23 protein-coding genes are annotated in these 26,529 nt (G+C 66.8%); 7 read left to right on the top strand and 16 right to left on the bottom strand.

Going from position 1 to position 26,529, the window contains the following annotated elements; all coding sequences use genetic code 11:
- The first annotated feature begins 384 nt into the window (after positions 1-384).
- Complete coding sequence (locus tag QX010_RS21265; protein WP_316181688.1) at positions 385-1,161, top strand: DUF2147 domain-containing protein; 777 nt, start codon at positions 385-387, stop codon at positions 1,159-1,161.
- Positions 1,162-1,239: 78 nt separating this feature from the next.
- Here QX010_RS21265 and QX010_RS21260 read toward each other — a convergent pair whose 3' ends face one another.
- Together QX010_RS21260 and QX010_RS21255 are read right to left on the bottom strand one after the other, a co-directional pair.
- Positions 1,240-2,607 (bottom strand): ATP-binding protein, encoded by a 1,368-nt coding sequence (locus QX010_RS21260; protein WP_316181686.1) that lies wholly within the window; start codon positions 2,605-2,607, stop codon positions 1,240-1,242.
- On the bottom strand, positions 2,597-3,364 hold the full coding sequence (locus QX010_RS21255; protein ID WP_315802094.1) for a response regulator: 768 nt from the start codon (positions 3,362-3,364) through the stop codon (positions 2,597-2,599). The genes QX010_RS21260 and QX010_RS21255 overlap by 11 nt, the downstream gene beginning before the upstream one ends.
- A gap of 230 nt (positions 3,365-3,594) precedes the next feature.
- Here QX010_RS21255 and QX010_RS21250 point away from each other — a divergent pair, with 230 nt between their 5' ends.
- From QX010_RS21250 to QX010_RS21240, 3 genes are read left to right on the top strand one after another with little or no spacing between them, the layout of a single operon-like run.
- Positions 3,595-5,070, top strand: coding sequence for an efflux transporter outer membrane subunit (locus QX010_RS21250; protein ID WP_316181684.1), 1,476 nt, complete (start codon positions 3,595-3,597; stop codon positions 5,068-5,070).
- Positions 5,071-5,098: 28 nt separating this feature from the next.
- The gene (locus QX010_RS21245) at positions 5,099-6,388 is read left to right on the top strand and encodes an efflux RND transporter periplasmic adaptor subunit (protein ID WP_316181682.1); all 1,290 of its coding nucleotides are present in this window, start codon (positions 5,099-5,101) and stop codon (positions 6,386-6,388) included.
- The gene (locus QX010_RS21240; protein ID WP_316181681.1) at positions 6,388-8,349 is read left to right on the top strand and encodes a MacB family efflux pump subunit; all 1,962 of its coding nucleotides are present in this window, start codon (positions 6,388-6,390) and stop codon (positions 8,347-8,349) included. The genes QX010_RS21245 and QX010_RS21240 overlap by 1 nt, the downstream gene beginning before the upstream one ends.
- A gap of 146 nt (positions 8,350-8,495) precedes the next feature.
- Here QX010_RS21240 and QX010_RS21235 read toward each other — a convergent pair whose 3' ends face one another.
- Genes QX010_RS21235 through cyoA form a run of 7 tightly spaced genes read right to left on the bottom strand, consistent with a single transcriptional unit; the run spans position 8,496 to position 15,426 of the window.
- Complete coding sequence (locus QX010_RS21235) at positions 8,496-9,029, bottom strand: response regulator transcription factor (RefSeq protein ID WP_316181679.1); 534 nt, start codon at positions 9,027-9,029, stop codon at positions 8,496-8,498.
- Complete coding sequence (locus tag QX010_RS21230; protein ID WP_316181677.1) at positions 9,019-10,371, bottom strand: ATP-binding protein; 1,353 nt, start codon at positions 10,369-10,371, stop codon at positions 9,019-9,021. The genes QX010_RS21235 and QX010_RS21230 overlap by 11 nt, the downstream gene beginning before the upstream one ends.
- Before the next feature lie 54 nt (positions 10,372-10,425).
- Complete coding sequence (locus QX010_RS21225) at positions 10,426-11,250, bottom strand: SURF1 family protein (RefSeq protein WP_316181676.1); 825 nt, start codon at positions 11,248-11,250, stop codon at positions 10,426-10,428.
- Complete coding sequence (gene cyoD / locus QX010_RS21220; protein ID WP_315752397.1) at positions 11,250-11,609, bottom strand: cytochrome o ubiquinol oxidase subunit IV; 360 nt, start codon at positions 11,607-11,609, stop codon at positions 11,250-11,252. The genes QX010_RS21225 and cyoD overlap by 1 nt, the downstream gene beginning before the upstream one ends.
- On the bottom strand, positions 11,606-12,235 hold the full coding sequence (gene cyoC, locus QX010_RS21215) for a cytochrome o ubiquinol oxidase subunit III (protein WP_316181674.1): 630 nt from the start codon (positions 12,233-12,235) through the stop codon (positions 11,606-11,608). The genes cyoD and cyoC overlap by 4 nt, the downstream gene beginning before the upstream one ends.
- Positions 12,232-14,241 carry a cytochrome o ubiquinol oxidase subunit I gene (gene cyoB / locus QX010_RS21210; RefSeq protein ID WP_316181673.1) on the bottom strand — a complete coding sequence of 670 codons (2,010 nt, stop codon included), beginning with the start codon at positions 14,239-14,241 and terminating at the stop codon, positions 12,232-12,234. The genes cyoC and cyoB overlap by 4 nt, the downstream gene beginning before the upstream one ends.
- Positions 14,242-14,250: 9 nt before the next feature.
- Positions 14,251-15,426 (bottom strand): ubiquinol oxidase subunit II, encoded by a 1,176-nt coding sequence (cyoA, locus tag QX010_RS21205; protein ID WP_316181671.1) that lies wholly within the window; start codon positions 15,424-15,426, stop codon positions 14,251-14,253.
- A 154-nt stretch (positions 15,427-15,580) separates the two neighbouring features.
- On the opposite strand from cyoA, the gene QX010_RS21200 reads away from it, so the two are divergent.
- Positions 15,581-16,891, top strand: a complete 1,311-nt coding sequence (locus tag QX010_RS21200; protein ID WP_316181669.1) for an MFS transporter — start codon at positions 15,581-15,583, stop codon at positions 16,889-16,891.
- Positions 16,892-16,895: 4 nt separating this feature from the next.
- On the opposite strand, the gene QX010_RS21195 is transcribed toward QX010_RS21200, so the two are convergent.
- From QX010_RS21195 to QX010_RS21165, 7 genes are all read right to left on the bottom strand, one after another.
- Complete coding sequence (locus tag QX010_RS21195) at positions 16,896-18,608, bottom strand: thiamine pyrophosphate-binding protein (protein WP_316181667.1); 1,713 nt, start codon at positions 18,606-18,608, stop codon at positions 16,896-16,898.
- A gap of 28 nt (positions 18,609-18,636) precedes the next feature.
- On the bottom strand, positions 18,637-19,575 hold the full coding sequence (locus tag QX010_RS21190; protein WP_316181665.1) for an AEC family transporter: 939 nt from the start codon (positions 19,573-19,575) through the stop codon (positions 18,637-18,639).
- 42 nt (positions 19,576-19,617) lie between these two features.
- Positions 19,618-21,168: an AMP-binding protein gene (locus QX010_RS21185; RefSeq protein ID WP_316181664.1), complete on the bottom strand. Its 1,551-nt coding sequence runs from the start codon at positions 21,166-21,168 to the stop codon at positions 19,618-19,620.
- Positions 21,169-21,249: 81 nt separating this feature from the next.
- Positions 21,250-21,882: a hypothetical protein gene (locus QX010_RS21180; RefSeq protein WP_316181662.1), complete on the bottom strand. Its 633-nt coding sequence runs from the start codon at positions 21,880-21,882 to the stop codon at positions 21,250-21,252.
- Complete coding sequence (locus tag QX010_RS21175) at positions 21,879-22,409, bottom strand: c-type cytochrome (RefSeq protein WP_316181660.1); 531 nt, start codon at positions 22,407-22,409, stop codon at positions 21,879-21,881. Before QX010_RS21175 ends, QX010_RS21180 begins: the two co-directional genes overlap by 4 nt.
- A 66-nt stretch (positions 22,410-22,475) precedes the next feature.
- Complete coding sequence (locus QX010_RS21170; protein WP_316181659.1) at positions 22,476-24,254, bottom strand: PQQ-dependent dehydrogenase, methanol/ethanol family; 1,779 nt, start codon at positions 24,252-24,254, stop codon at positions 22,476-22,478.
- Positions 24,255-24,343: 89 nt separating this feature from the next.
- Positions 24,344-24,952 (bottom strand): copper chaperone PCu(A)C, encoded by a 609-nt coding sequence (locus tag QX010_RS21165; RefSeq protein ID WP_316181658.1) that lies wholly within the window; start codon positions 24,950-24,952, stop codon positions 24,344-24,346.
- A gap of 54 nt (positions 24,953-25,006) precedes the next feature.
- On the opposite strand from QX010_RS21165, the gene QX010_RS21160 reads away from it, so the two are divergent.
- Positions 25,007-25,720, top strand: coding sequence for a GntR family transcriptional regulator (locus QX010_RS21160; RefSeq protein WP_316181657.1), 714 nt, complete (start codon positions 25,007-25,009; stop codon positions 25,718-25,720).
- Positions 25,721-25,820: 100 nt separating this feature from the next.
- Positions 25,821-26,507, top strand: coding sequence for a GntR family transcriptional regulator (locus tag QX010_RS21155; protein ID WP_315802076.1), 687 nt, complete (start codon positions 25,821-25,823; stop codon positions 26,505-26,507).
- Positions 26,508-26,529 lie beyond the last annotated feature (22 nt).

Raw genomic sequence — 26,529 nt, 5'->3', positions numbered from 1 at the left:
GGCAGTCGTTTTACGGGGAAGCGACAGCCGCGCTGTCTTTTTTGCCGATGCCGATCTTGTATGTGTGGCGCGCGCTCTGCGGAGCGCAGGCGTCAAGAGCCAGCGCACGCCAGGTGCGCGAGCGATGCGAAAACGGGAGCCGTCCCATGAGCCTTGCCGATCGGCTGAGCATGGTGGTCACGTATGTCGTGTTTGCATTTGTCGGCGCGATCATCGTCGGGATGATCTGATCGCCGCGATCCGATCGATCAATTGACGGGCCGTGTGCGGCCCCGGCCCCATCGTCTCTTCGGCTCTCCGGCTGTGACCCTCGTCACAGATCGCGCGGTCGCCCGCGTCTAAGAGTTCCCTCAGGTTCATGACGCCGTCCGAGGGAGCTCATTCATGAAGACCGTGTATCTGGCCGCAGCAGCCGTTCTGATCGCGAGCAGCGCCGCGCAGGCCGGCAGCTCGATCGCGTTCAATTTCGACGGGCACAAGATCCGTGTCACCGTGCCGCGCAACTGCCAGTCGCTGTCCTGCCTGCAAGTGTCCGGCATCGACCTCAGCGGGCTGAAATCCTCCAAGCTCGACGATGACGATGCGCAGGCGAGCGGCGCGCCTGCGACCGGCGCTCCGGCCGCAGCGGCGCCCGTGGCGGCTCCGCCGGTCGTCAACGCACCGGCGCCCGTCGCCGCCACGCCAGCCGCGGCCGAGCCGGCCCCCGCAGCGCCCGCCGCCGCCGCGCCATCCACGACGGTGCAGATGCCGGTGCCGCCGGCTCCGGTCGCTACGACCGCGCCTGCTCCACAGCCGGCGCCAGCACCCGCGCCGGTCACGGTTGCCGCGGCGCCTGCCGCAGTTCAGCCGGCTCCGGCGCCGGCGCCGGCAGCCGATCCGAACTCGCCGCTCGGCCTGTGGGCCACCGAGGGCGGCAAGGGCAACGTCGTGATCGAGCCGTGCGGCGCCAACATCTGCGGCTTTGCCGAGAAGACGCGGGAGAAGATCCTGATCAACATGAAGCGCAAGGACAGCAAGTGGGTCGGCCGCATCCACGATCCGGACGGCGGCGGCAACTACGACTCCACCGTGGTGCTGAAGAATCCGAGCACGCTGCGGGTCCAGGGCTGCGCCTTCGGCGGCCTGTTCTGCGGCGGCCAGACCTGGAAGCGCGTGAGCTGACCGCCATCCCTCGACATCGGCGAACGCAAAGGCCCCGCCGGGATCAGCACCGGCGGGGTTTCCTGCGCGTGGCGCCCGCTACGCCACCTTGGCGGGGATCGCCGCGGGCATCGCGACGCGCAGCGGCAGCGACAGCCGCACCCGCAGGCCGCGCGGCGCGTTCGGCATCAGCGCGATGCCGCCGTCATGTTTCTTCATGATCTCCTGCGCGATCGACAGGCCGAGGCCGAAGCCGCCGGCGGAGCGCGCCTGGTCGAGCTTGACGAATGGCTCCAGCGCGCGCGCCTGCAGCGCCTGCGGAATGCCGGGACCGTCGTCGGCGACCTCGATCGCGATCATGCCGTCGGCCAGGGTCGACAGGCTGACCACGACCTCGCTGCCGTGCTTGACGGCGTTCTCGACCACGTTGGTGACGGCGCGCGACAGCGCCCGGGCCCGGCCCTCGCAGACCAGCCGCGACGGTCCATCGAAGCTGACGGCGTGGCCGACATCGGCGAAGTCACAGCAGATCGTCTCCAGGAGGCTCGACAGCTCGATCCGCGCCGGCTGCTCGGCCTTGGTGTCGTCGCGCAGATAGTCCAGCGTCTCGTCGAGCATACGACTGACCTGGTCGATGTCGCGCAGCATCGCGCTGCGCATCTCGCCCTGGGCGATGCGCTCCGAGCGCAGCCGAAGCCGCGTCAGCGGCGTCCGCAGGTCGTGGCTGATCGCCGCCAGCATCCGCGTGCGGTCGTCGAGCAGCGCGCGGATGCGCGCCTGCATCTCGTTCAGCGCCTCGGCGACCTGGGCGATCTCCCGCGGGCCACGCCGGCTCAGCGGCTCCTGCGCACCCGGCGAGCGGCCGAATGCGGCGGCCGCGCGCGCCATCTCCGACAGCGGCCGGATGATCGCCCGCGCCGCGTAGATCGACAGCAGCACGCCCAGGATCAGGATGAGGAACAGGAACACCGCCGCCGGCTTCAGCACCATCGACCAGAATTCGAGCCGCGGCACGTCGTCGAACACCAGCGCACGCTCGCCGTCGACCTGGACGATGATCTGGGTCGGCGGCGCCGCTCCATAGCCGACGCCGTGGAGCAAGGTGACATCGCGCAGCACGCTGAGCTGGCGGCGCGCCAGCCGCGAGGTCCATGGCACGTCCCTGACCGGCTTGGCGAGCAGCGTCAGCGAGCTCAGCGGCACCAGCTCGACCTGGATGCCGGAGCTGCGCAGGCTCGACAGGCTGCTCTCGACGGCCACGGGGTCGTTCGCGGCGCGGACGAAGTGCACCGCCTCGGCGACGCGCGCGATGCCGTAGGCCGGCGATTCCTGCTCATCGGGCGGATCGAGAAACAAAAGCGCGGCCGCGATCATCAGCACCATGCCGAACAGCACCGAAAGCGACGCCAGGGTCACGATCTGCGTGGTGAGGCCGAGGCGCGGGCACGGCTTGCTATCAGGCGTCATCAATGGTCTCGACTCTTGGCGTGAAGACGTAGCCGCCGAGGCGCACGGTCTTGATCAGGGTCCAGCTCCTGGCGCCGGGCTCGATCTTCTGGCGGATGCGGCTGATGTGAACGTCGATGCTGCGCTCGACCGGCCCGGCCTGCCCGCCATGCGCCAGCTCGATCAGCTGCTCGCGCGACAGCACGCGGCCGGCGTTGCGGCAGAACGCCAGCAGGATGTCGAACTCCGCGCTGGTCAAGGTGATCTTGACGCGGTCGGGATCGAACAGCGTGCGCGTCGCCGGCTCGATGCGCCAGCCGTCGAACGTCATCGGCGCCTGCCGCGCCGCGATCACGGCGGGATGCAGTTGCGAGCGGCGCAGCAGCGCGCGGATTCGCGCCACCAGCTCGCGCGGATTGAACGGCTTGACGACGTAGTCGTCGGCGCCGAGCTCGAGGCCGAGGATGCGATCGATGTCCTCGCCCTTCGCCGTCACCATGATGATCGGCACCGTCGAGATCTGGCGCAGGCGGCGGCAGATGCTCATGCCGTCGTCGTCCGGCAGCATCACGTCGAGCATGATGAGGTCGACCTGCTCGCGCTGCAGGAGGTCGTTCATCGCGGCCGCCGACGACACGAAGCGCGGCGCGAAGCCGTGCTCCTGCAGGAGCTCGGTGAGCAGCGCCGCGATCTCGCGATCATCCTCGACGCAGAGGATCCGCGCGGCGGCCGGCATGTTTGCGTCTGCGGCCACGACGGTATTGTGTGACGACATCATGCGCGGAACATGGTCGATTTTGGCCGAAAAGAACAGCCCGAAGCAACGCGCGATCGTGGCGAAAGTAAGCTGTATTGTTAAGGCGGAAACATTTCTTCACGCGACTTAACCCTGCGCAATCGTTAACCTGCCTAGGCTCTGTGCATCAAACAAACATCAACGGGGAAGTCCTGCGGCGTGGCCGACCAGCCTGCGCGGCCTCCTTTCGAACCGCGATCGTATCAGCCGCCGTGAAGCCCGTCCTGCTCGCACTCTGCCTCGCCACGCCGCTGCTCGCCGGCTGCGCCGTCGGCCCCGACTACGTGACGCCGGAGTTCGGCGTGCCACAACGTTGGAGCAGCGACCGCAACCAGCCGGCGCAGACGCTGAAGCTCGCGCAGTGGTGGCGCAACCTCCACGATGGGCTGCTCGATCAGCTGATCAGCGAAGCGGTCGACGGCAATCTCGACGTCGCCGCCGCCAAGGCGCGCATCCGCGAGGCGCGGGCGACGCAGCGCCAGGCCGTCGGCGCGCTGTTCCCCACCGTGAGCGGCACCGGCACGGCGACGGAGACCCGCAGCGCCGGCAGCACCACGAATGGCATCGCGATCGCTCCGACCACCTATAGCCAGTACCAGGCCGGCTTCGATTCGAGCTGGGAGCTGGATCTGTTCGGCGCCAACCGCCGCGCCGTCGAGGCCGCCGGCTACGGCGTCGACGCCGCCGAGGACGATCTGCGCGCAACGCTCCTCACGCTGATCGGCGACGTCGCCTCCAACTACATCGATGCCCGCGCCTATCAGGCGCGTGCGGCGCTGGCCCGGCGCACCGCGGCCTCGCAGCGCGAGACCGCGGCGCTGACCGAGCGCAAGCAGAATGCCGGCTCGGCCTCGGCCGTCGACACCGCCAAGGCGAGCGCGCTGGCCGCCAGCACGGAAGCAACCATCCCGACCTATGAGAGCAGCTATCAGCAGGCTGTCCATCGGCTCGGCGTGCTGCTCGGCCGCGACCCGACGGCGCTGAACCTCCGCCTGTCGCTGGTGACTCCGATCCCGTCGCCGCGCCTGCCGCTGCCCAAGGGCATCCCGGCCGACGTGCTGGTCATGCGCCCCGACGTGCGCAAGGCGGAGCGGCAGCTCGCGCAGTTCACCGCCAAGATCGGACAGGCGACGGCTGCGCTGTACCCGGATGTCAGCCTGACCGGCACGGTGTCGACCACGGCGTTGAAGCTCGGCGATCTCGGCAAGAGCTCGACGATCGGCTGGTCGATCGGCCCGAGCCTGTCGGTGCCGATCTTCAACGGCGGCAAGCTGCAGGCCGCGGTCGAGGTCGCCGAGGCGCAGCGCGACGAATACCACGTCGCCTGGCGCAGCGCGGTGCTCAGCGCGCTCGAGGACGTCGAGAACGCCATCGTGAGCCTCGGCCAGGAGCGCATCCGCATCCGCAGCCTGAGCGAGTCGGCGCGGCGCTATGGCGAGGCCGCACGGCTGTCGCGCTCGCTCTACCAGACCGGCTCCAGCACGTTCCTCGACGTGCTCGATGCCGAGCGCTCGCAATTCACGGCCGAGGACAGCCTGCTCGCGAGTCGCGCCACTCTGGCGAAGAACTACGTGGCGCTGGCCAAGGCGCTCGGCGGCGGCTGGACCGGCGCAGTCGACAGCTCGGTTCCCGAAATCGTCGACGGCGGCACCGGCCCGCATCTCGCACAGGTCGGCGCGCCCAGGTAATTTCCGCAGCCCTTTCGAAGTCAAGGCGATGAACGCACCCCTGCCCCACATGCCCCGACCGTCCGCTACGGAAGACGGCGTCCCGCCGGTGCTGAAGCCGAAGCGTCCGCGCCGCCGGGCTGTGCTGATCATCAGCCTGCTCGTCGCGCTCGCGCTGGCCCTCCTGTTCGTTACCCGGTTCACACGCAATCCGAACGCCAACCTGGTGACGGCGCCGGTCACCCTCGGCGATATCGAGCAGACCGTGCTCGCCACCGGCACGCTGAAACCGGTCAAGCTGGTGGCGGTCGGCGCCCAGGCGTCGGGACGGCTGGTCGCGCTCAACGTCAAGCTGGGACAGAAGGTCAAGGCCGGCGATCTGATCGCCGAAATCGACTCGCTGACGCAACAGAATACGCTGCGCACCAACGAGGCGAGTCTGCGCAACGTCCGGGCGCAACGCGACGAGAAAGTCGCCACCCTGGCGCTCGCCGAGGCGAACCTGGCGCGGCAGCAGGTCACGCTGGCGCAGAAGGCCTCGTCGCGCGCCGACTACGACAGCGCCGAGGCGACCGCGAAGCAGACCCAGGCCCAGATCGCGCAGTTGGACGCACAGATCGTCGAGGCCGAGGTCGCGATCGAAACCGCGCGCGTCAATCTCGGCTACACCAAGATCACGGCCCCGATCGACGGCACCGTGCTGTCGATCGTCACCCAGCAGGGCCAGACCGTCAATGCGGTGCAGTCGGCGCCGACCATCGTCGTGCTCGGCCAGGTCGAGACCATGACGGTGCGCGTCGAAATCTCGGAGGCCGACGTCGTCCGGGTCCGGCCGGGACAGAACATCTACTTCACCATCCTCGGCGATCCCGACCGCCGCTACGAGGCCACGCTCGGCACGATCGAGCCGGCGCCGGAATCGATCAAGAGCGATTCGAGCTTCTCCTCGAGCTCGACCACGACATCGAGCAGCAGCAGCACGTCGTCATCATCCACATCGTCGGCGATCTACTACAACGGCGTGTTCGACGTCGCCAATCCTGAGGGGCGGCTGATGACCTACATGACGGCCGAGGTCCACATCCTGCTCGGCGAAGCGCGCAACGTGCTGACGATCGCCTCGTCGGCCCTGGGCAATGCCAATCCGGACGGCAGCTACAACGTCCGCGTGCTCAATGGCGCAGGCGCCCTGGAGAAACGCGCGGTGCGGATCGGCCTCAACAACAAGATCAGGGCCGAGGTGCAGTCCGGCCTGCGCGAGGGCGAGCGGGTCGTGATCTCGGCGCCCGAGCAGGGCCCGAAGCAAACCGTGATGCCGCCGCCGCCCGGAGGCGCATGATGACCGAGGTCCTGATCGACCTGCAGAATGTCGGACGGTGCTACGCGTCCGGCGAAGGCACGGTCCACGCTTTGCGCGGCGTCGACCTCCGGATCGCGCGCGGCGAGATGGTGGCGATCATCGGCCAGTCGGGCTCCGGCAAGTCGACGCTAATGAACATCCTCGGCTGTCTGGACCGTCCGACGTCCGGCAGCTACCGGATCGCCGGACGTGAAATGAGCTCGCTCGATCCGGATGAGCTGGCGGCGCTGCGGCGCGAGCATTTCGGCTTCATCTTCCAGCGCTATCATCTGCTCGGCGAGCTCACTGCCACCGAGAATGCCGAGGTGCCCGCCGTCTATGCGGGGCTTGGCCCGTCGGCGCGGCGCCGCAAGGCCGAGGCGCTGCTGCAGCGGCTCGGCATGGGCAGCCGCACCGATCACAGGCCGGGACAGCTCTCCGGCGGGCAGCAGCAGCGCGTCTCGATCGCCCGCGCGCTGGTCAACGATCCCGACGTGATCCTCGCCGACGAACCGACCGGTGCGCTCGACCGCGCCAGCGGCGAGGAGGTGCTGCGCATCCTCGACGAGATCAGCGCCTCCGGCCGCACGGTCATCATCGTCACGCATGATGCCGGCGTCGCGCAGCGCGCGCGCCGCATCATCGAGCTGCAGGACGGCCGCGTCATCTCGGACAAGCCCAATCCACTTTCGCCCGGGCCGGCGGCTGCCGCCGCGGCCGAGGACGCCGGATCGCCGGCGCCGTCATGGTGGCGCAGTCATCTCGACCGCTTCCGCGAGGCGGCACGGATGGCGCTGCTCGCCATGAATGCGCACCGGCTGCGCGCCTTCCTCACCATGCTCGGCATCATCATCGGCGTCGCCTCCGTCGTCATGGTGCTGGCGCTCGGCCGCGGCTCGCAGGCGCGGGTGCTGGAGAACATCAACCGGCTCGGCACCAACACGCTGGAATTCTTTCCCGGCAAGGATTTCGGCGACACCCGTTCCAGCAAGATCAGGACGCTGGTGCTCGCGGATGCCAAGGTCATGGCTGAGCAGCCTTACGTGGATGCGATCTCGCCGACGGTCTCGACCACCAGCACCTTGCGGTTCGGCGCCGTCGAGGTCAGCGCCCAGATCTCGGGCGTCGGCGAGCAGTATTTCCGCGTCAAGAACACCGAGCTCGCGGAAGGCAGCTATCTCGATGCCGACACCGTGCGATCCTACGCCCAGGACGCCGTGATCGACGACAATGCGCGCAAGGCGCTGTTTCCGGATTCCGACGTCAGTCCGCTCGGCAGCGTCATCCTGATCGGCAAGGTGCCCTGCCGCGTCGTCGGCGTCACCAAGCAGCAGCAGGCCGGGTTCGGCTCCAGCTCCACGCCGATCGTCTATCTGCCCTACACCACGGTGCAGGCGCGCTTCCTCGGCAACCAGGTGCTGCGCAGCATCAGCGTCCGCGTCGACGAGGCGACGCCGATGGCGGCGGCCGAGCGCGCCGCGACGGCGCTGCTGACGGCACGGCACAACGCCAAGGACTTCTTCGTGCTCAACACCGACGACATCCGCAAGACCGTCGAGAGCACGACGCAGGTGCTGACCCTGCTGGTGGCGGCCATCGCCGTGATCTCGCTCTTGGTCGGCGGCATCGGCGTCATGAACATCATGCTGGTGTCGGTGTCCGAGCGCGTCGGCGAGATCGGCGTGCGCATGGCGGTCGGCGCGCGGCGCAGCGACATCCTGATGCAGTTCCTGATCGAGGCCGTGCTGGTCTGCCTGCTTGGCGGTGCGCTGGGCCTGGCGCTCGCGGTCGGCTTCGGCACGGTCTTCAACGCGCTCGACGTCGGCTTCCAGCTGATCTATTCGCCGATGGCCATGGTCGGCGCCGCGGTCACGTCGATGGCGATCGGCATCGGCTTCGGCTACATGCCCGCCCGCGGCGCCTCGCGGCTCGATCCGGCAACGGCGCTGGCGAGGGAGTAGGTTGAGGCGCGCATGAGCGACCGGCAGAGTAGGTGCTCGCCACGACGGTAGTGCGCTCCCTCTCCCCGTTCTTCACGGGGAGAGGGAGCCTGCCACGCTCTGCCGAACTAGCTGCTTTCCATCGCTGCGAACGACAGCAGACCATCCTACTTCACCGGGCGCTTCTCCAGCTTGCGCGCCAGAGTCCGGCGATGCATGCCGAGCCTTCTTGCGGCTTCGGAGATGTTGAAGTCTGTCTCGATCAGGGTCTGGTGGATACGCTCCCACTCCAGCGTCTTGATCGAGGTGGAACGCTCGGCCAGCGCCACTTGCGCATTGCCCTGCGCCTTGCGGAACGCTTCCTCGATATCGTCGGTGTTCGACGGTTTGGCGAGATAATGGCAGGCGCCGAGCTTGATCGCCTCCACCGCAGTGGCGATGCTGGCAAAGCCCGTGAGCACCACGATCAGCATCTCCGGATCACGCGCGTGCAGCTTCTCGACGCAGACGAGGCCTGAGGCGCCGCCGAGCTTGAGATCGACGACGGCATAGCCGAACGTCTTCTCCTTGACGGCCTGGTCGACGTCCTCGAGCGACGCCGCGATCACGGCCTCGTAGCCGCGCCGCTCGAACGAGCGCTTCAGGGTTCGTGCAAAACCGTCATCGTCCTCGACGATCAGGAGAGACATGTCATTCGCCATCGCGCTCTCCAATCACAAGCGTCGACAACGGCAGCGACAGCCGTACGGTCGCCCCACGTCCCCGGTGGTTCCAGGCCGAAACGCTGCCGCCCAGCTTGCGGATCACGTTGACCACCAGGAACAGGCCCAGCCCGCGCCCCGGGCGGCCCTTGCTCGACTGATAGGGACGTCCGAGCTGGCCCAGCATCGCCGGATCAAAACCCGGACCGCGATCGCTGACGCTGAGCAGCAGCTGATCGCCGTCCCGTTCGGCGACGAACTCCACCCACTCGCGCGAGACTTCGAACGCGTTGTCGAGCACGTTGACGATCGCCTGCTTCAGCGCGACGTCGGAGACGATCGCCGGATCCGAGCCGAACTCGTTGCGGAACGTCAGATTGCGCGCCGAGCGCGCCGCGCTCCATTCGGCGACCAGCGTCGTCAGGAACGCCTTCAACGTCGTGGGCGCCGAGCCTTCGCCGCGCGCCTGGCCGGCCGAGACCAGGATGTCAGTCACGATCGACTTGCAGCGCTGCACCGCCGCTTCCATTTCGGTGAAATCCTCCGCGAGCGTCGGATCGGCAGAGATCGCGGTCATGCGCCGCCAATCGTTCAGGATCACCGAGATCGACGCCAGCGGGGTCCCGAGCTCATGCGCGGCACCTGAGGCGAGCAGGCCCATGCGGATGATGTGATCCTGCTCGACGGCGTGCTGGCGCAGATCGGCGAGCTTGGCGTCGCGCTCGCGCAGGTTCCGGTTGATCCGGGTGACGAACACGACGAGCAGCACGGCGTCGAGCACGAAGCCGACGAACATGCCGGTGATGTGCAGGGTGAAGGCATCGCTGACGTGATGCTGCGGCAGTTGCAGCGGGCGGTACTCGATGGTGAGCCAGATGAAGCTGAGCACCGTCAGTGCGACCAGCGACCAGGACGAGCGCGCATCGAGCAGCACGGCCCCCAGCGTGACCTGCAACAGATAGAGGCACGTGAACGGATTCGACGCACCGCCGGTGAGATAGAGCTCCGATGTCAACGCCACCACGTCCAGCATCAGGGCGATCAGCAAATGGCGATTGCCGACGTCGTCGCGCCTGCGCAGCCAGATGTGGCTGGCGACGTTGAGCGCCACCAGCGCGCAGATGATCGCCACCATCGGCAGCACCGGCAGCGCGATGCCGAACCAGGTGGTCACGAAGCCGATGGTGACGATCTGGCCGACCACGGCGATCCAGCGCAGCTGGATCAGCAGCACCATGTTCTTGCGGTTGGTCGCGTCCCTGGTCGGCAGCGGCGCGTTGATCTCGGGTGTGGCGATCGCGGCCACGGCTCCGAACGGCAGGTTGGGCGCCTCGCTTCTCATGAGGCCACGTCCGGTCTCCGCCGCCAGAACGGGAAGCTTCGATCCCTCAACAAGTCACCCCGCATCCACCCATGTCCTGCCGCCGCTGATCCCATTCCACATCCTGCGCCGCCGGCGCTTCGGGTCACGCTGCGCGCGGCGGAGCCGCTGCAGCCCGGCGCCGGCCAGCATGAGAGCCAATGTAAACCAGGTGAGCGCGTAAACCAGATGGTTGTTCGGAAACGAGATCACGGTGAGTCCGCCGATCGGAAGCCCGCCGGGATTCGGGGTCGCATCGGCATCGACGAAGAATGGCGCGACGTCGGACAGACCGCGCGCCGCCGCGATCGCCCCGACGTCACGTGAATACCAGCGATTCCCCGCGGGATCGTTGTGGCGCAGGAAGCCGCCGCCCGGCTCGGAGAGCCGCAGCAATCCCGTCACGCTGACCGTGCCATCCGGGTTCCCGGCGCTGCGGCTTGCGCGGGCGCGGCGATCCGCGGGCACGAAGCCACGATTGACGAGCACGGTGCCGCCGGCGGTCTGCAGCGGCGTCACCACCCAATAGCCGGAGCCCTCGACCGTCAGCGCCTGCACCAGCGTCTCGCGATCGTTGAGAAAGCGGCCGCTCAGTGTCACCCGCTTGTACTCGTCATCGCTGCGATTGATCGCCGGCCAATCCGCCGGGCCCGGCGCCGGCACAGGTTCGGCATGAACGCGGTGCTCGACACGATCGATCAGGTCGAGTTTCCAGGCCCGCCGCTCGATCTGCCAGACGCCCAGCGCCAGCAGAATCGCGACGCACGCAACCCACGCCGCGCCGATCGCGAGCCGCAGCGCGCCGGATCGCCCGCGGCCGGCCTCATCGTGTTCCCCTGCCCCGTCGGCAGGAGCCGACATCACGGCGTCTGGCCCATCTCGTGCACCGGCATCATGTTGGTGGTCAGGTGATGCATGACCCAGAGCGAGCCCGAGAGCGCGATCACCACCATGATGATGGTGAAGATCAGCGCCATCATGGTCCAGCCGCCCTCGGCCTTGGTGTTCATGTGCAGGAAGAAGATCATGTGAACGACCACCTGCACGGCCGCGAACGCCATGATGATCAGCGCGGTTGCCTGCTTGTCGAGCGAGCCATTCATCACCAGCAGAAACGGAATCGCAGTGAGGACGACGGAGGCGCCGAAGCCAATCAGCTGGCCGGAGCGCGTGCCGGCATGGTCGTCGGCCGAGCCGTGCGCGTGTGCATCAGAGCTCATCGCAGCATTCCCATCAGATAGACGAAGGTGAAGACACCGATCCAGATCACGTCGAGGAAGTGCCAGAACATGCTGAGGCAGACCAGCCGGCGGCGGTTGGCCTCGATCAGGCCGTGGGTCCTGACCTGCACCATCAGCGTGGCCAGCCAGACCAGACCGAACGTCACATGCAGGCCGTGGGTTCCAACGAGCGTGAAGAACGACGACAGAAAGGCGCTGCGTTGCGGCGTCGCGCCCTCATGGATCATGTGCGCGAACTCGGTCAGCTCGATGCCGAGAAAGGCGAGGCCGAACAGCCCGGTCACCACGAGCCAGGCCTGCATCGCGCCAACGCGGTTCTGCTGCATCGACAGCATCGCGAAGCCATAGGTGAGCGAGGACAGCAGCAGGAACGAGGTGTTGACCGCGACCAGCGACAGGTCGAACAGGTCCTTCGGCGCCGGACCAGCGGCATATTTGGCGCCGAGCACGCCATAGACGGCGAACAGGATCGCGAAGATGAGACAGTCGCTCATCAGATAGATCCAGAAGCCGAGCATGGTGCTGCTGCCTTCGGCGTGCTCGTGCTCGTCGACGACGTAGAAGACCGGTTCCCCCGCCTTCATCGTGCCCATCGCGACCGTCATGACTTGGCTCCTGCCGCGAGCAGCTCGGTGCGCGCACGCTCGGCGCTGACGACCTCATCGGCCGGGATGTGGAAGCTGCGGTGATAGTTGAAGGTGTGGCCGATCGCGACCGCGAGCAGCGCGACGAAGCTGCCCGCCGCCATCCACCACATGTACCAGATCAGGCCAAACGCCATGGTGGTGCTGAGCGCTGCCAGGATCACGCCGGTGCCGGTGTTGCTCGGCATGTGGATCGCCTTGAAGCCGGCGAGCGGACGGGTGTAGCCACGGCGCTTCATGTCCCACCATGCGTCGTTGTCGTGGACGACAGGCGTGAAGGCGAAGTTGTAGGCCGGCGGCGGCGACGACGTCGCCCATTCCAGCGTACGTGCATTCCAGGGATCGCCGGAGACGTCGGCGAGCTGCTCGCGGCGCAGGATGCTGACCGCGATCTGGATCAGGAAGCTCGCGATGCCCAACAGGATCAGGAAGGCGCCGATGCCGGCGATCACGAACCAGATCTGCAGGCTCGGATCGTCGAAGGTGCGCAGGCGACGCGTCACGCCCATCAGGCCGAGCACATAGAGCGGCATGAAGGCGAAGTAGAAGCCCACCGTCCAGAACCAGAACGACATCTTGCCCCAGAACGGGTCGAGCTTGAAGCCGAACGCCTTCGGGAACCAGTAGGCGATGCCGGCGAACAGGCCGAACAGCACGCCGCCGATGATGACGTTGTGGAAATGCGCGACCAGGAACAGGCTGTTGTGCAGCACGAAATCGGCCGGCGGCACCGCGAGCAGCACGCCGGTCATGCCGCCGATCACGAAGGTCAGCATGAACGCGACCGTCCACATCATCGGCAGCTCGAAGCGAATGCGGCCGCGATACATCGTGAACAGCCAGTTGAACATCTTCGCGCCCGTCGGGATCGAGATGATCATCGTGGTGATGCCGAAGAACGAGTTCACGCTGGCGCCGGAGCCCATGGTGAAGAAGTGGTGCAGCCAGACCAGGTAGGACAGGATGGTGATGACGACGGTGGCGTAGACCATCGAGGTATAGCCGAACAGCCGCTTGCCCGAGAAGGTCGAGGTCACCTCGGAGAAGATGCCGAACGCCGGCAGGATGAGGATGTAGACCTCCGGATGGCCCCAGATCCAGATGAGGTTGACATACATCATCGGATCGCCGCCGAAATCATTGGTAAAGAAGTTGGTGCCGACGTAGCGGTCGAGCGACAGCAGCGCCAGCACCGCTGTCAGCACCGGGAAGGAGGCGACGATCAGGACGTTGGTGCACAGTGACGTCCAGGTGAAGACCGGCATCTTCATCATGGTCATGCCGGGGGCGCGCATCTTGACGATGGTGCAGATCAGGTTGACGCCGGATAACAACGTTCCCACGCCGGCAACCTGCAGCGCCCAGATGTAATAGTCGACGCCGACATCCGGACTGTAGGACAGGTTCGACAGCGGCGGATAGGCCAGCCAGCCGGTGCGCGCGAACTCGCCGACGAACAGCGAGCACATCACCAGCACGGCGCCGGACGTGGTCATCCAGAAGCTGAAATTGTTGAGGAACGGGAACGACACGTCGCGGGCGCCGATCTGCAGCGGCACGACGTAGTTCATCAGGCCGGTGACCAGCGGCATCGCCACGAAGAAGATCATGATCACGCCGTGGGCCGTGAACACCTGATCATAGTGGTGCGAGTTCAGGTAGCCTTCGGAGCCATTGAAGGCGATCGCCTGCTGCAGGCGCATCATCAGCGCATCGGCGAAGCCGCGCAGCAGCATGACGATGCCGAGCACCATGTACATGATGCCGATGCGCTTGTGGTCGACGGTGGTGAACCACTCTTTCCAGAGATAGCCCCACAGCCGGAAATAGGTGATCGCGCCAAACAGCGCGAGACCGCCGAGCGCGACCATGGCGAAGGTGCCGACGATGATCGGCTCGTGCAGCGGCAGCGACTCCAGCGTCAGCCGGCCGAAGATGATCTTTGTGAGCTCTGCTGTATCGAACATGATGGACCCTCACGAATCCGACTTTGAGGTTGGCCCCGTGATGAAGGATGCCTTGGACGGCCGCAGCAGGCCGGGCCGCGCCAGCCCGCGCCCCTGCAATGGCGTCCAGTCCAGCGGCGCCAGCACGGTCGGCGAAGACTCGTCGGCCATCCGCGTGACCTGATCGCCCGGCAGGCAGACGCCGCCGGCAACGAAGCTCGGCTCGGCGCCGAACACGGCGCCGCGGCCGGCGAACTTGTCATAGGCGAGCGGCAGCGTGTTGCGCACGCCGGCCATGCCCATGCCGCCCTGCGCGTCGATCGCCATCATCTCGCTCATGCACATCTTGCCGGGCTCGACGCACATGTTGAGGATGGCGCGGAACAGGTCGCTGTCAACCGAGGCATAGTGGCGAACCGGTTCATTGGCGCTCGGACGCTCGAGCGCAAGATAATCCTGCTTGTTGAGCTCCTGCCCACTCGCCTTGGCCTTGTCGACCCAGCCGGCGAAGTCCGCATCCGACAGGCCACGGAAAGCGAAGCGCATGCCGGAGAAGCCGGAGCCGCTGTAGTTGGCCGAGAAGCCGCGATAGACGCCGGGCTTGTTGATGACGGCGTGCAGCCGGCTCTGCATGCCCGGCATCGCATAGATCTGGCCGGCGAGTGCCGGAATATAGAACGAGTTCATTACCGAGGACGAGGTGATCCTGAAATCGAGCGGCCGGTTCACGGGAGCTGCGAGCTCGTTGAGGCTGGCGATGCCGTATTCGGGATAGATGAACAGCCACTTCCAATCGAGCGCGACGACGTTGACCTCGAGCGGCTTGTCCTGCGGCGTCACCGCGCGCTCGGCGGAGATGCGTCCGAGCGTGCGATAGGGATCGAGCAGATGCGTACCCATCCACGTCACCGCGCCCAGGCAGATGATGATCAGCAGCGGCGCCGCCCAGATCAGAAGCTCGAGCTGGGTGGAGTGATCCCAATCCGGCGTGTAGGTCGCTGCCTGGTTCGACTGGCGGTAGCGCCAAGCCACGATGGCCGTGGCCGCCATCACCGGGATCACGATCAGCAGCATCAGTACGGTGGCGATGATCACGAGATCGCGCTGCTGGGCGGCGACGTCGCCGGAGGGCGCGAGCACGACCAGATTGCAGCCTCCGAGCGCGAGCCCCAGCGGCAGCATGCCTAAGAATTTCCAGTAACGCACGCTCAACCTCGTCGCACGGCGGATCTCTGAACGAGGCCTCACCTAGCGATCGGACGACACGGCCGGTATTGGACAATTTGTCCAATACCGGAGCGGCGCCGAGGACGACAATTACGTGGCGAAAATAGAGTACGAGAGGACTGCAGGCAGCGCGATGACACAGGCAGCGGCGACCGCCGACGGCGAAACCCATCTGTCCCGCACGCATGAGGCGCATCCGGGCGAGATCGCGATCGGCGTGATCGTCGGGCGCACGTCGGAGTTCTTCGACTTCTTCGTCTACGCCATCGCCTCGGTGATCGTGTTTCCGCGCCTCGTGTTTCCGTTCGCCGACGAGCTGACGCAGACGCTGTATTCGTTCGCGCTGTTCGCGCTCGCCTTCATCGCCCGCCCGTTCGGCAGCGTGATCTTCATGGCGATCGACCGCCGCTACGGCAAGAGCGCCAAGCTGATCACCGCATTGTTCCTGCTGGGCACCTCGACGGTCGCGATCGCCTTCCTGCCGAGCTATCACACCGTCGGTGCGGCCGCGATCTGGCTGCTGGCGCTGGCGCGGATCGGCCAGGGCCTCGCCTGGGGCGGCGCCTGGGACGGGTTGGCGTCGCTGCTTGCCATGAATGCGCCGGAGCACCAGCGCGGCTGGTATGCGATGATCCCGCAGCTCGGCGCGCCGCTCGGGCTGATCGTCGCCAGCGTGCTGTTCGCGTTCTTCGTCGGCTATCTCTCCGCGGCCGACTTCTTCGACTGGGGCTGGCGCTACCCGTTCTTCGTGGCGTTCGCCATCAACGTCGTGGCGCTGTTCGCGCGGCTGCGCATGGTGGTGACGCCTGAATATGACGAGCTGTTCCAGTCGCGCGAATTGCAGCCGGCGCGCGTCATGACCACGATCCGGCACGAGGGCCGCAACATCGTGATCGGCGCGTTCGCGCCGCTGGCGAGCTTCGCGCTGTTCCACATGGTGACGGTGTTTCCGCTGTCCTGGGTGTTCCTGTTCACCAAGGAGACGCCGGCGCGCTTCCTGGTCATCGAGGCGGTCGGCGCGGTGTTCGGCGTCGTCGCCATTGTCGGGTCCGGCATGCTGGCCGACCGCATCGGCCGCAAGTCGCTCCTGATCGGCTCGGCGATCGCGATCGCGGTGTTCTCGGGCTTCGCGCCGCAACTGCTCGATGCCGGCCCGATCGGCGAGACCATCTACATGGTGCTCGGCTTCATCCTGCTCGGCCTGTCGTTCGGCCAGTCCTCCGGCGCGATCGCCGCCAATTTCGCGCGCACCTATCGCTATACGGCATCGGCGCTCACGGCGGACCTCGCCTGGCTGTTCGGCGCCGGCTTCGCCCCGCTGGCGGCACTGGTGCTGGCCGCCAATCTCGGCCTGCTCTCGGCCGGCGGCTATCTGCTGTCCGGCGCGGTCTGCACCCTGCTCGCCCTCTGGCTCAGCGCGCCGCGGCAGCTGCAGCAGGTGTGAGTCCTCACGCGCCGCGCCACTTGCGCTCCGCCTCGTCCCACGCTGCCAGCGGCTGCAGATCCGGCACCCATGCGAGCCCGGTCTTGGCATCCGACGACACCGCTTCCGGCGTCACCACCACATCGAGCAGCGCCGGGCGATTCGCGAGCGCGCGCTGGATCGCAGGTCCGAGCTGCTCCGCGGTTTCGACCCGCTCGGCATGCATGCCGAAGGCGCGCGCCATCGCGGCGTGATCGGCGAATTGCAGCCTGGTGCCGACCACCTTGCCATGGGTCACGGTCTGGTCGTGCACCTCGATCTGCCAGGCGCCGTTGTTGGCGACGACGATCAGCACCGGCGCGTTGTGGCGCACGGCCGTGTCGACCTCGATCGCGTTGAAGCCGAAGGCGCCGTCGCCGGTCGCGACCACCACGGGCTTGTCGGGAAAGGCGAGGCTCGCGGCGATGCCATAGGGCACGCCGATGCCGATGCAGCCGAACGGGCCGGGATCGAGCATCAGCGGCGCGCTCAGGCCGACGCGGGCGAACGAGAGAAAGTCGCCGCCGTCGGTGATGACCACGGCATCATTGCCGATCGCCTCCTGCAGGGCCGACAGCACGCGGTTCGGATGCAGCCGCCCGTCGCTGCCGGCCGGCGCTGTCGCCATGCTCTGGCGCAGCTTGGCCGCGCGCTCCTGATGCGCGGAGCGGAGCTTGCCGGCCCATTGCTTGTCGACAGCCGACTCGCGATTGCCCGCGAGCGCAACCATTGCCCGGAGAGTTTCCGCAGGTGATGCGAGGATTTCGGCTGCGCCGCGGCGATTGTCGCGCAGCTCGCTCGCGGTGTCGCTGATGCGGACGAATTTGGCGTCCTTGAACACGGCCGGCGAGCCGTAGGCGAGCTGGAAGTCGAGCCGGCGGCCGACCGTCAGCACCACGTCGGCATCGCCCATGACGGCGCCGCGCATCGCGCCGACCACCGAGGGGTGATCGTCGGGCACGAGCCCCCTGCTCTCGCCGGTGTCGAGATAGACGGCGCCGAGCCGGTCGAGCAGCGCGATCAGCTCAGGGCCGGCGCCGCGCGCGCCGCGGCCGGAGATGACGAGCACGCGCCGCGCCGACCACAACAGCTCGACCGCCTTCTCGACCTCGGCCGCATCCGGCCGCGGCGCCGCCCGCGGCTTCGGCGCGAGATGCTCCTCCAGTTGCAGCGCCTTGGGCACGATGCCGCGCAAGGTGTCCACCGGGAAATCGATGAACGCAGGTCCTGGCTCGCCGCCGTCGCCGAACGCGCGCGCGATCGCCTCGTCGAGCTCCTGCAGCACCAGCGACGGCTCGCGCACGGTGCGCGCGTAGCGCGTAATCGAACGCACGAGCTGGGTGTGGTCCATGTCCTGCAGGCCGCCGCGGTTCTCCTGCGGACGCGGGTTGCCGCCCGAGATCACCAGCACCGGCGCGCGCGAGACGTGGGCGTTGGCGATGCCGGTGATCGCGTTGGTCATGCCGGGCCCGGCCGTGACCAGGGCGACGCCGAGCTCACCAGTCAGCTCCGCATGCGCCTGCGCCATATGCACGGCCGCGCGCTCGTCGCGCACGTCGATGATGCGGATGCCCTCGGCATCGAGCCGCATCCAGATCGGCATGATATGGCCGCCGCACAGCGCGAACACGCGGGCAACGCCGCGGCGCTTGAGCAGGCGGGCGATCAGGTCGGCGGCACTGTCGGGGGAGATCTTCATCGGACCACTCCAGCGAACGAAGTTGCGATCAGCCCGGCGCGAGCCAGGCCACGAGCAGCGAGACGGTGAGGACGGCGAAGATGTGCGAGACGAGGATCGAGCCCGACGTGACACCCGCCTCGAGCCCATACAGTTTGGCGATCGTGAACGGCCCCGAGCCGATCGGCAACGCGCTGAGGATGACGGCCGAATGCGACCAGAGAGGCGGCATCGAAAAGACGTGGAAGGCGAGCAGCGCGGTCACCGCGGGCTGCATCAGCAGCTTCAGCGACACCAGGATCGCGATTGATGTCGCATCGTGCGTGACGACGCGCTCCTGCGCCAGGAACAGGCCGATGCAGACCAGAGCGGCCGGCGAGGCCGCGCCGCCGAGCAGGCTGGTGAAGCTCATGAACGGCGCCGGCAATGCGAAGCCGCTGAGGCCGACCGCGAGTCCGGCGACGGGCGCGATGAACAACGGACTTGTCAGCAGCGAACGCGCCACCTTGGCGATCGTTGCGCCCAGGGTGGCGCCCTTCTGCAGATCCATCTCGACGACGACCATTGCGAACAGGAACAGCACACAGGCCGTGAACAGGGTGGCGATGATCGAGGCCGGCGCGCTGTCCGGGCCGAACACCAGCAGGCACATCGGAATGCCCATGAAGCCGACATTGCTGTAGCCGGCATCGAGCCCCTCGATGCTGGCATTGGCGGCGCGGCGGCCGCGCAGACGGCTGATCACGAAGCCGGTCGCGAAGGTCGCGGCGATGCCACCGCAGAACGCGCCGATGAAGCCGAACTGGCTGACCTGCTCGACGCCGATCTTGGACATCGCGGTGAAGATCAGCGCAGGCAGCGCCAGGTACACGGCGAAACGATTCAGATTGTCGGTCGCGGTGCGGTCGAACACATTGAACCAGCCGCACAGGAACCCCGTGAGGATCAACGCGAAGATGGGAAGAGCGGAATTGAGGACAGCCTGCATCGCAGCTACATATCAGACGCGCCGCGCATTGCAGCGACCAACTCACGAAAATCTCTTCTTCAGCTCGCGATGCAGGATCTTGCCGGTGGCGTTGCGCGGCATCTCGGCGTCGGTGATGAAGGCATAGGACCGCGGCCGCTTGAAACCGGCCAGACGTTCCTTGGCCCAATCGACCAGCTCGCGCTCGTTCACTGTCATGCCGTCGCGCGGCACGATCACGGCGTGGACCCGCTCGCCCCATTTGTCGTCGGGCAGGCCGATCACGGCGATGTCCTTGACGGCCGGATGGGCTCCGACCTGCGCTTCGACCTCGGAGGGATAGATGTTCTCGCCGCCGGAGATGATCATGTTGCTCTTGCGGTCGGCGAGATGGATATAGCCGTCGGCATCGCGGCGGGCCATGTCGCCGACTGAGCAATAGTCGCCGCGGAACGCCTCCGCGGTCTTCTCCGGCAGGCGCCAGTAGCAGTCGAACGTGTGCGCGTTGCTCGAATAGAGCTCACCCGCCTCGCCGTCCGGCACCTCGTGGCCTGCCTCGTCGAGGATGCGGATCGGCGCGGCGCCGACGCATTCGCGCCCGACCGAACCCAGCTTGGTGAACTGCTCGTGCGGATGCAGCATGGTGACCCAGCCGGTCTCGGTCGCGCCGTAGAGCTCGTAGAGGCCGGACTTCGGAAACATCTCCATCACTTCGCGCTTGGTCTCCGGGCGCGCCGGCGCCGAGGAGATCATCAGCTTGGTGACCGCGCTGAAATCGTGCTCCGCGCGCAACCCTCGCGGCAGATCGAGCATCATGATGTAGTGCGTGGGGACCAGCGAGGTGAAGGTGGAGCCGCCATCGGCGAGCGTCGTCACCGCGTGCTCGGGATCGAAGCTCTTGCGCGAATAGATCGAATTGACGCCGCCGATATAGCCGAACGCGCCGAAGAAGTTCAGCGAATTGGCATGGCACATCGGCATCACCAGCAGCGCGCCGTCGTTGCGGCTCAGCTTCAGCTCGATCTCGGTGACCATCGACAGGAGGACGGCGCTGCGATGGCTGCGCAGCACGCCCTTCGGCTTGCCGGTGGTGCCCGAGGTGTACATCAGGGTCCAGGGATCGGACAGCGCGACCTGCTGATCCGGCTCGCGGTCCGCAGCCGCGGCGATGATGTCCTCGTAGCCGCGATAGCCTGCCGGACGCGGCTTGGTGCCAAAGTGGATGAAGCGGTCGTCGGCGATGCCGAGATCCTTGCGCGCCTCCTCGACCAGGCCCACGAGTTCGTCCTGCACGATGACGGCGGCCGCTTCGGCATTCTGCACGATGAACTGCATCTCGGGCGCGGTGAGGCGGAAATTGATCGGCAGCGCCACCAGCCCGGCTTTGGCCGTGGCCGCATAGATCTCGCACCATTCGACACAATTGTAGGCAAGGATCGCAACGCGATCGCCCTTGGCAAGGCCGAGCCCGAGCAGCGCGTTGGCGAGCCGGCACGCGCGCTCGTTCCACAGCGCAAAGCTCATCGCACGTTCGAGATCGCGGGCACCGGTGCGCTCCGGCGACATGCGCGCATGGGCCGACAGCATCTGCCCGAAATTCAAGATATCCCTCATCGTCGTTTCCTCCCGGCAGCCGGGTTCACGACGCCGACTGGCGCGCGCCTCCAGCGGAGCGCGATGAAGATCGGCGACGGACTAGTTGATATCCCTCGTGATCCGCACCAGCGTCTGATCGACGAAGCTCTTGATGTCCTGGTCCGGCTTGCGGAACAGCTCGCGCTCGACCGTCAGCGTCCGGCCGGGCACCGTCTTCTTGCAGACCTCGCGCAGGAACACGCCCCCGACCGGCTGCTCGCCTGCGGTCGGCTGCTGCTCCTTGCACTCCCAGCCCTCGGCGCCATAGCGCGACTTCACCTGGTTGCCGAGCAGGAAGGCCTTCTTGCGAATATAGAGCCGCGCCTTCGGATCGGTCTCGATCGTCAGGCCGGTGACGGTGCCCTTGTCGTCGACCAGGACCGTCAGCAGCACGGGATGACCGGCCACCTTGGTGCCGTCCTGGCTGGTCTCCGGATCGAAATCGAAGCGCACCGCGTGCCGCGCCTGCGCGTCCGCTGGACAGTCGCGCCACGCCGACCACGCATTGAGCTTGCGATTCGGATCCTTGGCGCAAGTCAGATTGACATAGCCCTCATTGGGCAGGTCGCCGACGGGCATGCCGACGGTGATGTCGCGCAAATCGTAGTTCGGTACGGCCTGCGCCGAGGCCGCATGCATCACAAACGACAGCACGAACGTGGCGAAGATCGCAGCGCAGGTTGACCGCTTCATTTCGATGGCTCGCTTGCAGGCTTGGCGGCATTCGTCTTGTAGATGTCGCAGACCCGCGACGTGTTCCCGAAGAACGCGGTACACTCGTCGTAGTTCGGCTCGCCGCGGCCCTTGATGTGCGCGAGCACGTAATCCGCGACCGCCTGGATATCGTTGGGCCGCAGGAACACGCCGCCCTCGGGCGGAATGCGCTCGCCGACATCCTGGCGGCTCATGTCGTAGCACTTCGCCGTGTCATAGGAGTCGCGCGCAAAGTACGGCATGCCCGTCCCGGGCCGGCCGCAGGTCACGGTCTCGATGATCTGGTCACGGGTGAGCTGCGTCTTGCGCAGCGACAGCGCGTCGCCGCCATAACCGCCACCGCCATTGCCGTGCCATTTGTGGCAGCCGACGCAATTCGCGCGCTTGAACACGGCCTTGCCGGCCTCGGTCGGATCCGTCGGCGCCGCGGACTGCGCCGACGCGAGCGAAGCGGAGCCGAGGACGACAGCCGACGCCACAGCGAACGTGATCGCACTGAATTTCATCTGATCTTCTTGTCGAACAGGGGATAGGGGCGGAGCGGAGGACATGCCTCCGCTCCGCTGTCGACTTCACAGCGAGAAGACGTAGAGCATCGAGCCGGGCTGGATCTTCTTCAGCTCGGGCGTGGATTCGATGAACCACTTGTCCCAGGCGCCGCCGAGACCAACCAGGATCGCGACGTATTGCTTGCCGTCGACCGAGAACGTCACGGGAGGCGCATTGACGCCGCCGCCGGTGTTGAACTCCCACAGCTTCTGCAGGGTCTTGGCATCGAGCGCCATCACCTCGCCCGAGGGCTGGCCGGTGAAGACGAGATCAGGCGTCGACAGCATGCCGCCGAGATTCGGGAACGGCGTCTCCATCTTGCCGGCGATCTTGCCAGTGGTGACGTCGATCGCGGTCACGCTGCCCGTGATCTTGAATGGCTGGCTCGGTCCGCCGCCGGTCCAGAACTCACGCGGCTTCAGCTTGTCCTTGGTCGCTTCTTCCACGGTGATCCGGTTGCAGCTCTCGATGACAGGGATGTACCAGAGCTTCAGGTCCGGATTGTACGAGGTCGGCGGCCAGTTCTTGCCGCCCATGTTGCCCGGGCAGATGTCCGCGACCTTGTTCTCACGATGCGGCGACACCGACGCATTGTAGCGCTGCACCGGGTTCTTCGGATCATACTCGATCGGCTTGCCGGTCTCGGCATCGAGCCCCTTGGTCCAGGTGACCTTCTTGACGAAGGGCAGACCCCAGATGAACTTGCCGCTGGTGCGGTCGATCGCATAGGCAAAGCCGTTGCGGTCGGCCTCGAGCGCGAGCTTCAGGGTGGAGCCGTTCGGCGCGGGCACATCGACCAGGACGTTCTCGGCGACGCTGTCATAGTCGAAGGGATCGTTCGGCGTGTGCTGATAGTGCCACTTGATCTTGCCGGTGTTCGCGTCGAGCGCCAGCGAGCTGTCGGTGTAGAGGTTGTCGCCGGGACGATAGGCGTTGTCCCAGTCCGGGCCGGGATTGCCGACGCCCCAGATGATGGTGTCGGTCGCCGGATCATAGGTGCCCGTGACCCAGGTCGAACCGCCGCCGGCCGCCGCCGCGTCGTTGCTGTCCTTCCAGGTCTCGCTGCCGGGCTCGCCCTTGGCCGGAATGGTGTGGGTGCGCCAGACCTCCTTCTGCGTGGTGAGGTCGGTCGCCGCGATCCATCCGCGGATGCCGTATTCGGCGCCGGCGACGCCCGAGATCGCCATGTTCTTCACGATCAGCGGCGCGCCGGTGATCACCTCGCCCTTGTCGGGATCGGCGACCTGACGCTGCCAGGCAACCTGCCCGGTTTCCTTGTTGGTCGCGACCAGGCGGCCGTCGAGCGTGTGCGACACGACGAGGTTGCCCCACAGCGCGACACCGCGATTGTCGACGCCGCAACAGGCGATCGCGCCGGCCCAGTCGTGATCCGTCTTCGGATCCATCTTCCAGACCATCTGGCCTTTGCCACCGCGCGCATCGATCTTGTACACCGAGCCCCAGCCGTCGGTGACATAGATCATGCCGTTCTCGACGATCGGCGTGCCTTCGAGACCGCCGTGGCTCCAGATGCCGCCGCCCTCGACGCCGCCGAGATGCATGGTCCAGGCGACCTTCAGGTTCTTGACGTTGTCCTTGTTGATCTCCTTCAGCACCGAGAACCGCGTGCCCGAGTAGTTCTTATGATGGTGGAGCCAGTTGCCGGCCTCCTTGTCGGCGTTGAGCAGCCGCTCGGGGGTCATCTCGTCGGCGGCCTGCGCCGGCGACGCAAGCTGGAAACAGGCGAAGGCTGCGCTGGCCAGCAGCACCGCCCGCAAGGTTGACCTGACGTTTATCCTCATCGTTTCCTTCTCCCATTATTGATTATGAGTTGGAGCGAATACCGCTCCGCCGAGCCCGAAGGCGGAGAGCAGCAGGCGACAAACACGCTTCAAGGGGACTTGCGAACCTCGACCTCCGTTTCGATGGATCCTGCTTTCTGGAACACGATCGTGCAGGTGAAGCGCCTGCCTGGCTCGAGCGGCTCCCGCGTCTGCAGCAGCATGACGTGATAGGCGGTCGGCAGCAGCACCAGCGTGCTGCCTGCAGCGATGGGAATGTTGGGAATGGAGCGCATCGCCGGAGCGCCTTCGCCGCGATCGACGGTGTGCCGCTCAGAGAAATTGGCGACCGGACAGCGCACGCGCATCAAGGCTTCCGGCGCGGTCGTGTCGTTCTTGATCGTGATCAGCAGCGGGATGTCGCGCCCCACCTCGGGCGCCGCCGGCACCCAGGCATCGGACAAGGTCAACCCTTCTCCGGCTGCGGCGAGCGCAGGCGTCATCGCGCCGAACGACGTAACCGACGCCACCAGCAATGCGCGCGACACCGCCGACATCACACCGGCGCGCACGCTGCCCTCCGGGCGCACGGACCAGACCTGACCGCACTCCCGACTGGTCGGATCTTCCGACAACGGAGTCCCTCCCCTGTTTGGCCGCTCTTTAACTTGCCTTAGTGCGGCGCCTTTTCTGAATTCGTACTCTGAATTCGAATGCATCGCAAATCGATTTTCGGACTTGACATGCTAATGTCCGGCAAAATGTGATGGCCCATGCGAATCGTGCCCGCCGCTCCCTCTCTGGTCGACCAGGTCGTCGAGGCGATCACTGACGAGATCGTCAGTGGCGTTCTCACGCCGGGCTCGCGGCTGATCCAAGATGATCTGGCTCAGGCTTACGGGGTGTCGCGCCAGCCGGTTCAGCAGGCGCTGATCCTGTTGCGCGGCTGCGGGCTGGTGCAGAGCGCGCCGGGCCGCGGCCTGATCGTGGCGCCGCTGGACCCCGCCTTCGTCCGGGATCTCTATGAGATGCGCGCCGTTCTCGAAGGCCTCGCGGCGCGGCTGGCCGCCGAGCGCGCGAGCGAGCGTGCCGCGCGCGAAGGCCCGGCCTACATCGCGGCCGGCCACGAGGCGGTGAAGAGCGGGCTCGTCAACCGCAAGATCGAGACCGACATCGCCTTCCATCAATTCCTCGGCGACCTCTCCGGCAACGCGCTGATCGGCGAGACGATGGCGCCGCATTGGCCATGCCTGAAGCGGGTGATGTCCGACGTGCTGCAGAAGGAGCAGAGCATGTCCCGGATGGTCTGGGACGAGCACGAGGACATTCTTGCAGCCGTGATCGAGGGCCGCAGCGCCGAGGCCGAACGGCTGAGCCGCGAGCACATTTCGCGCGCGGCCAGTGTGTTCATCCATCACCTCAAAATCCAGCAGGACAGCAACTCCAAGCAGCGGCGGACGCTCGCCGCGCGGAAACTCTCGGTATGACCCCATTCAGACCGACCTCGTCCGCCATGCGAGCGCCGGGCTCCGGGACGGCAGTCTCACACGCGCGACCGGACATCACACCTGATCCCGTGGAGGCCGTGTGCCACCGCTGAAGACACAGCCGAGCCTGACCGAACGCGTCTACGAGCGCATTCTCTCCGACATCGTCGGCGGCGAGCTGCCGGAATCCGCCCGCCTCATCCAGGACGATCTCGCCCGCGACCTCGGCGTCTCGCGCCAGCCGGTGCAGCAGGCCCTGCTGCTGCTGCGCAATCAGGGGTTCGTCCGCGACGCGCCGGGCCGCGGCCTGGAAGTCGCGCCGATCGACACGGACTTCATCCGCAACCTCTATGAAATACGCGCCGTCGCCGAGGGCCTCGCCTGCCGGCTCGCGGCGACGCGCGGCGCCGAGCGCGCGGCCGAGGAGGGCCCCAAGCTGATCGAGCAGGGCCGGCGCGCCGAGCGCGAGCATTCGGTCGAGAAGCTGATCGAGGCCGACGTCAGGTTTCATGAATTCCTCTACGAGATCTCCGGCAACTCCGTCATCCAGGACACCACCCTGCCGCATTGGCTGCATCTGAGGCGCCTGATGGGCGAGGTGCTGATGCGCGACGAGACCCCGCGGCGGATCTGGGACCAGCACGAGGACATCCTGCGGGCGGTGATCGCAGGCGATGCGCAGACAGCCGAGGATCTTGCCCGGCAGCACATCACGCGGACCGCCACGGTGCTGCTGGCGCGGCTGTCGAAGCAGCGCGAGCCCGTGCCGGTCGCGACGGCGTCCTGATCACGTCGGACTTGGCCTTTGC

The organism is Bradyrhizobium sp. SZCCHNRI1009, assembly GCF_032487575.1.
Lineage (GTDB): Bacteria > Pseudomonadota > Alphaproteobacteria > Rhizobiales > Xanthobacteraceae > Bradyrhizobium.
The sequence above is the reverse complement of the archived record's forward strand: the minus strand, read 5'-3'. Positions and strand labels throughout refer to the sequence as shown.

What these genes read in the sequence shown, in the direction of transcription:
- QX010_RS21265 (WP_316181688.1), top strand. Translation starts at nt 385, where the DNA reads ATGAAGACCGTGTATCTGGCCGCAGCAGCCGTTCTGATCGCGAGCAGC.
- QX010_RS21260 (WP_316181686.1), bottom strand. Translation starts at nt 2,607, where the DNA reads ATGACGCCTGATAGCAAGCCGTGCCCGCGCCTCGGCCTCACCACGCAG.
- QX010_RS21255 (WP_315802094.1), bottom strand. Translation starts at nt 3,364, where the DNA reads ATGATGTCGTCACACAATACCGTCGTGGCCGCAGACGCAAACATGCCG.
- QX010_RS21245 (WP_316181682.1), top strand. Translation starts at nt 5,099, where the DNA reads ATGAACGCACCCCTGCCCCACATGCCCCGACCGTCCGCTACGGAAGAC.
- QX010_RS21240 (WP_316181681.1), top strand. Translation starts at nt 6,388, where the DNA reads ATGACCGAGGTCCTGATCGACCTGCAGAATGTCGGACGGTGCTACGCG.
- QX010_RS21235 (WP_316181679.1), bottom strand. Translation starts at nt 9,029, where the DNA reads ATGGCGAATGACATGTCTCTCCTGATCGTCGAGGACGATGACGGTTTT.
- QX010_RS21230 (WP_316181677.1), bottom strand. Translation starts at nt 10,371, where the DNA reads ATGAGAAGCGAGGCGCCCAACCTGCCGTTCGGAGCCGTGGCCGCGATC.
- QX010_RS21225 (WP_316181676.1), bottom strand. Translation starts at nt 11,250, where the DNA reads ATGTCGGCTCCTGCCGACGGGGCAGGGGAACACGATGAGGCCGGCCGC.
- cyoD (WP_315752397.1), bottom strand. Translation starts at nt 11,609, where the DNA reads ATGAGCTCTGATGCACACGCGCACGGCTCGGCCGACGACCATGCCGGC.
- cyoC (WP_316181674.1), bottom strand. Translation starts at nt 12,235, where the DNA reads ATGACGGTCGCGATGGGCACGATGAAGGCGGGGGAACCGGTCTTCTAC.
- cyoB (WP_316181673.1), bottom strand. Translation starts at nt 14,241, where the DNA reads ATGTTCGATACAGCAGAGCTCACAAAGATCATCTTCGGCCGGCTGACG.
- QX010_RS21200 (WP_316181669.1), top strand. Translation starts at nt 15,581, where the DNA reads ATGACACAGGCAGCGGCGACCGCCGACGGCGAAACCCATCTGTCCCGC.
- QX010_RS21195 (WP_316181667.1), bottom strand. Translation starts at nt 18,608, where the DNA reads ATGAAGATCTCCCCCGACAGTGCCGCCGACCTGATCGCCCGCCTGCTC.
- QX010_RS21190 (WP_316181665.1), bottom strand. Translation starts at nt 19,575, where the DNA reads ATGCAGGCTGTCCTCAATTCCGCTCTTCCCATCTTCGCGTTGATCCTC.
- QX010_RS21185 (WP_316181664.1), bottom strand. Translation starts at nt 21,168, where the DNA reads ATGAGGGATATCTTGAATTTCGGGCAGATGCTGTCGGCCCATGCGCGC.
- QX010_RS21180 (WP_316181662.1), bottom strand. Translation starts at nt 21,882, where the DNA reads ATGAAGCGGTCAACCTGCGCTGCGATCTTCGCCACGTTCGTGCTGTCG.
- QX010_RS21175 (WP_316181660.1), bottom strand. Translation starts at nt 22,409, where the DNA reads ATGAAATTCAGTGCGATCACGTTCGCTGTGGCGTCGGCTGTCGTCCTC.
- QX010_RS21170 (WP_316181659.1), bottom strand. Translation starts at nt 24,254, where the DNA reads ATGAGGATAAACGTCAGGTCAACCTTGCGGGCGGTGCTGCTGGCCAGC.
- QX010_RS21165 (WP_316181658.1), bottom strand. Translation starts at nt 24,952, where the DNA reads ATGCATTCGAATTCAGAGTACGAATTCAGAAAAGGCGCCGCACTAAGG.
- QX010_RS21160 (WP_316181657.1), top strand. Translation starts at nt 25,007, where the DNA reads ATGCGAATCGTGCCCGCCGCTCCCTCTCTGGTCGACCAGGTCGTCGAG.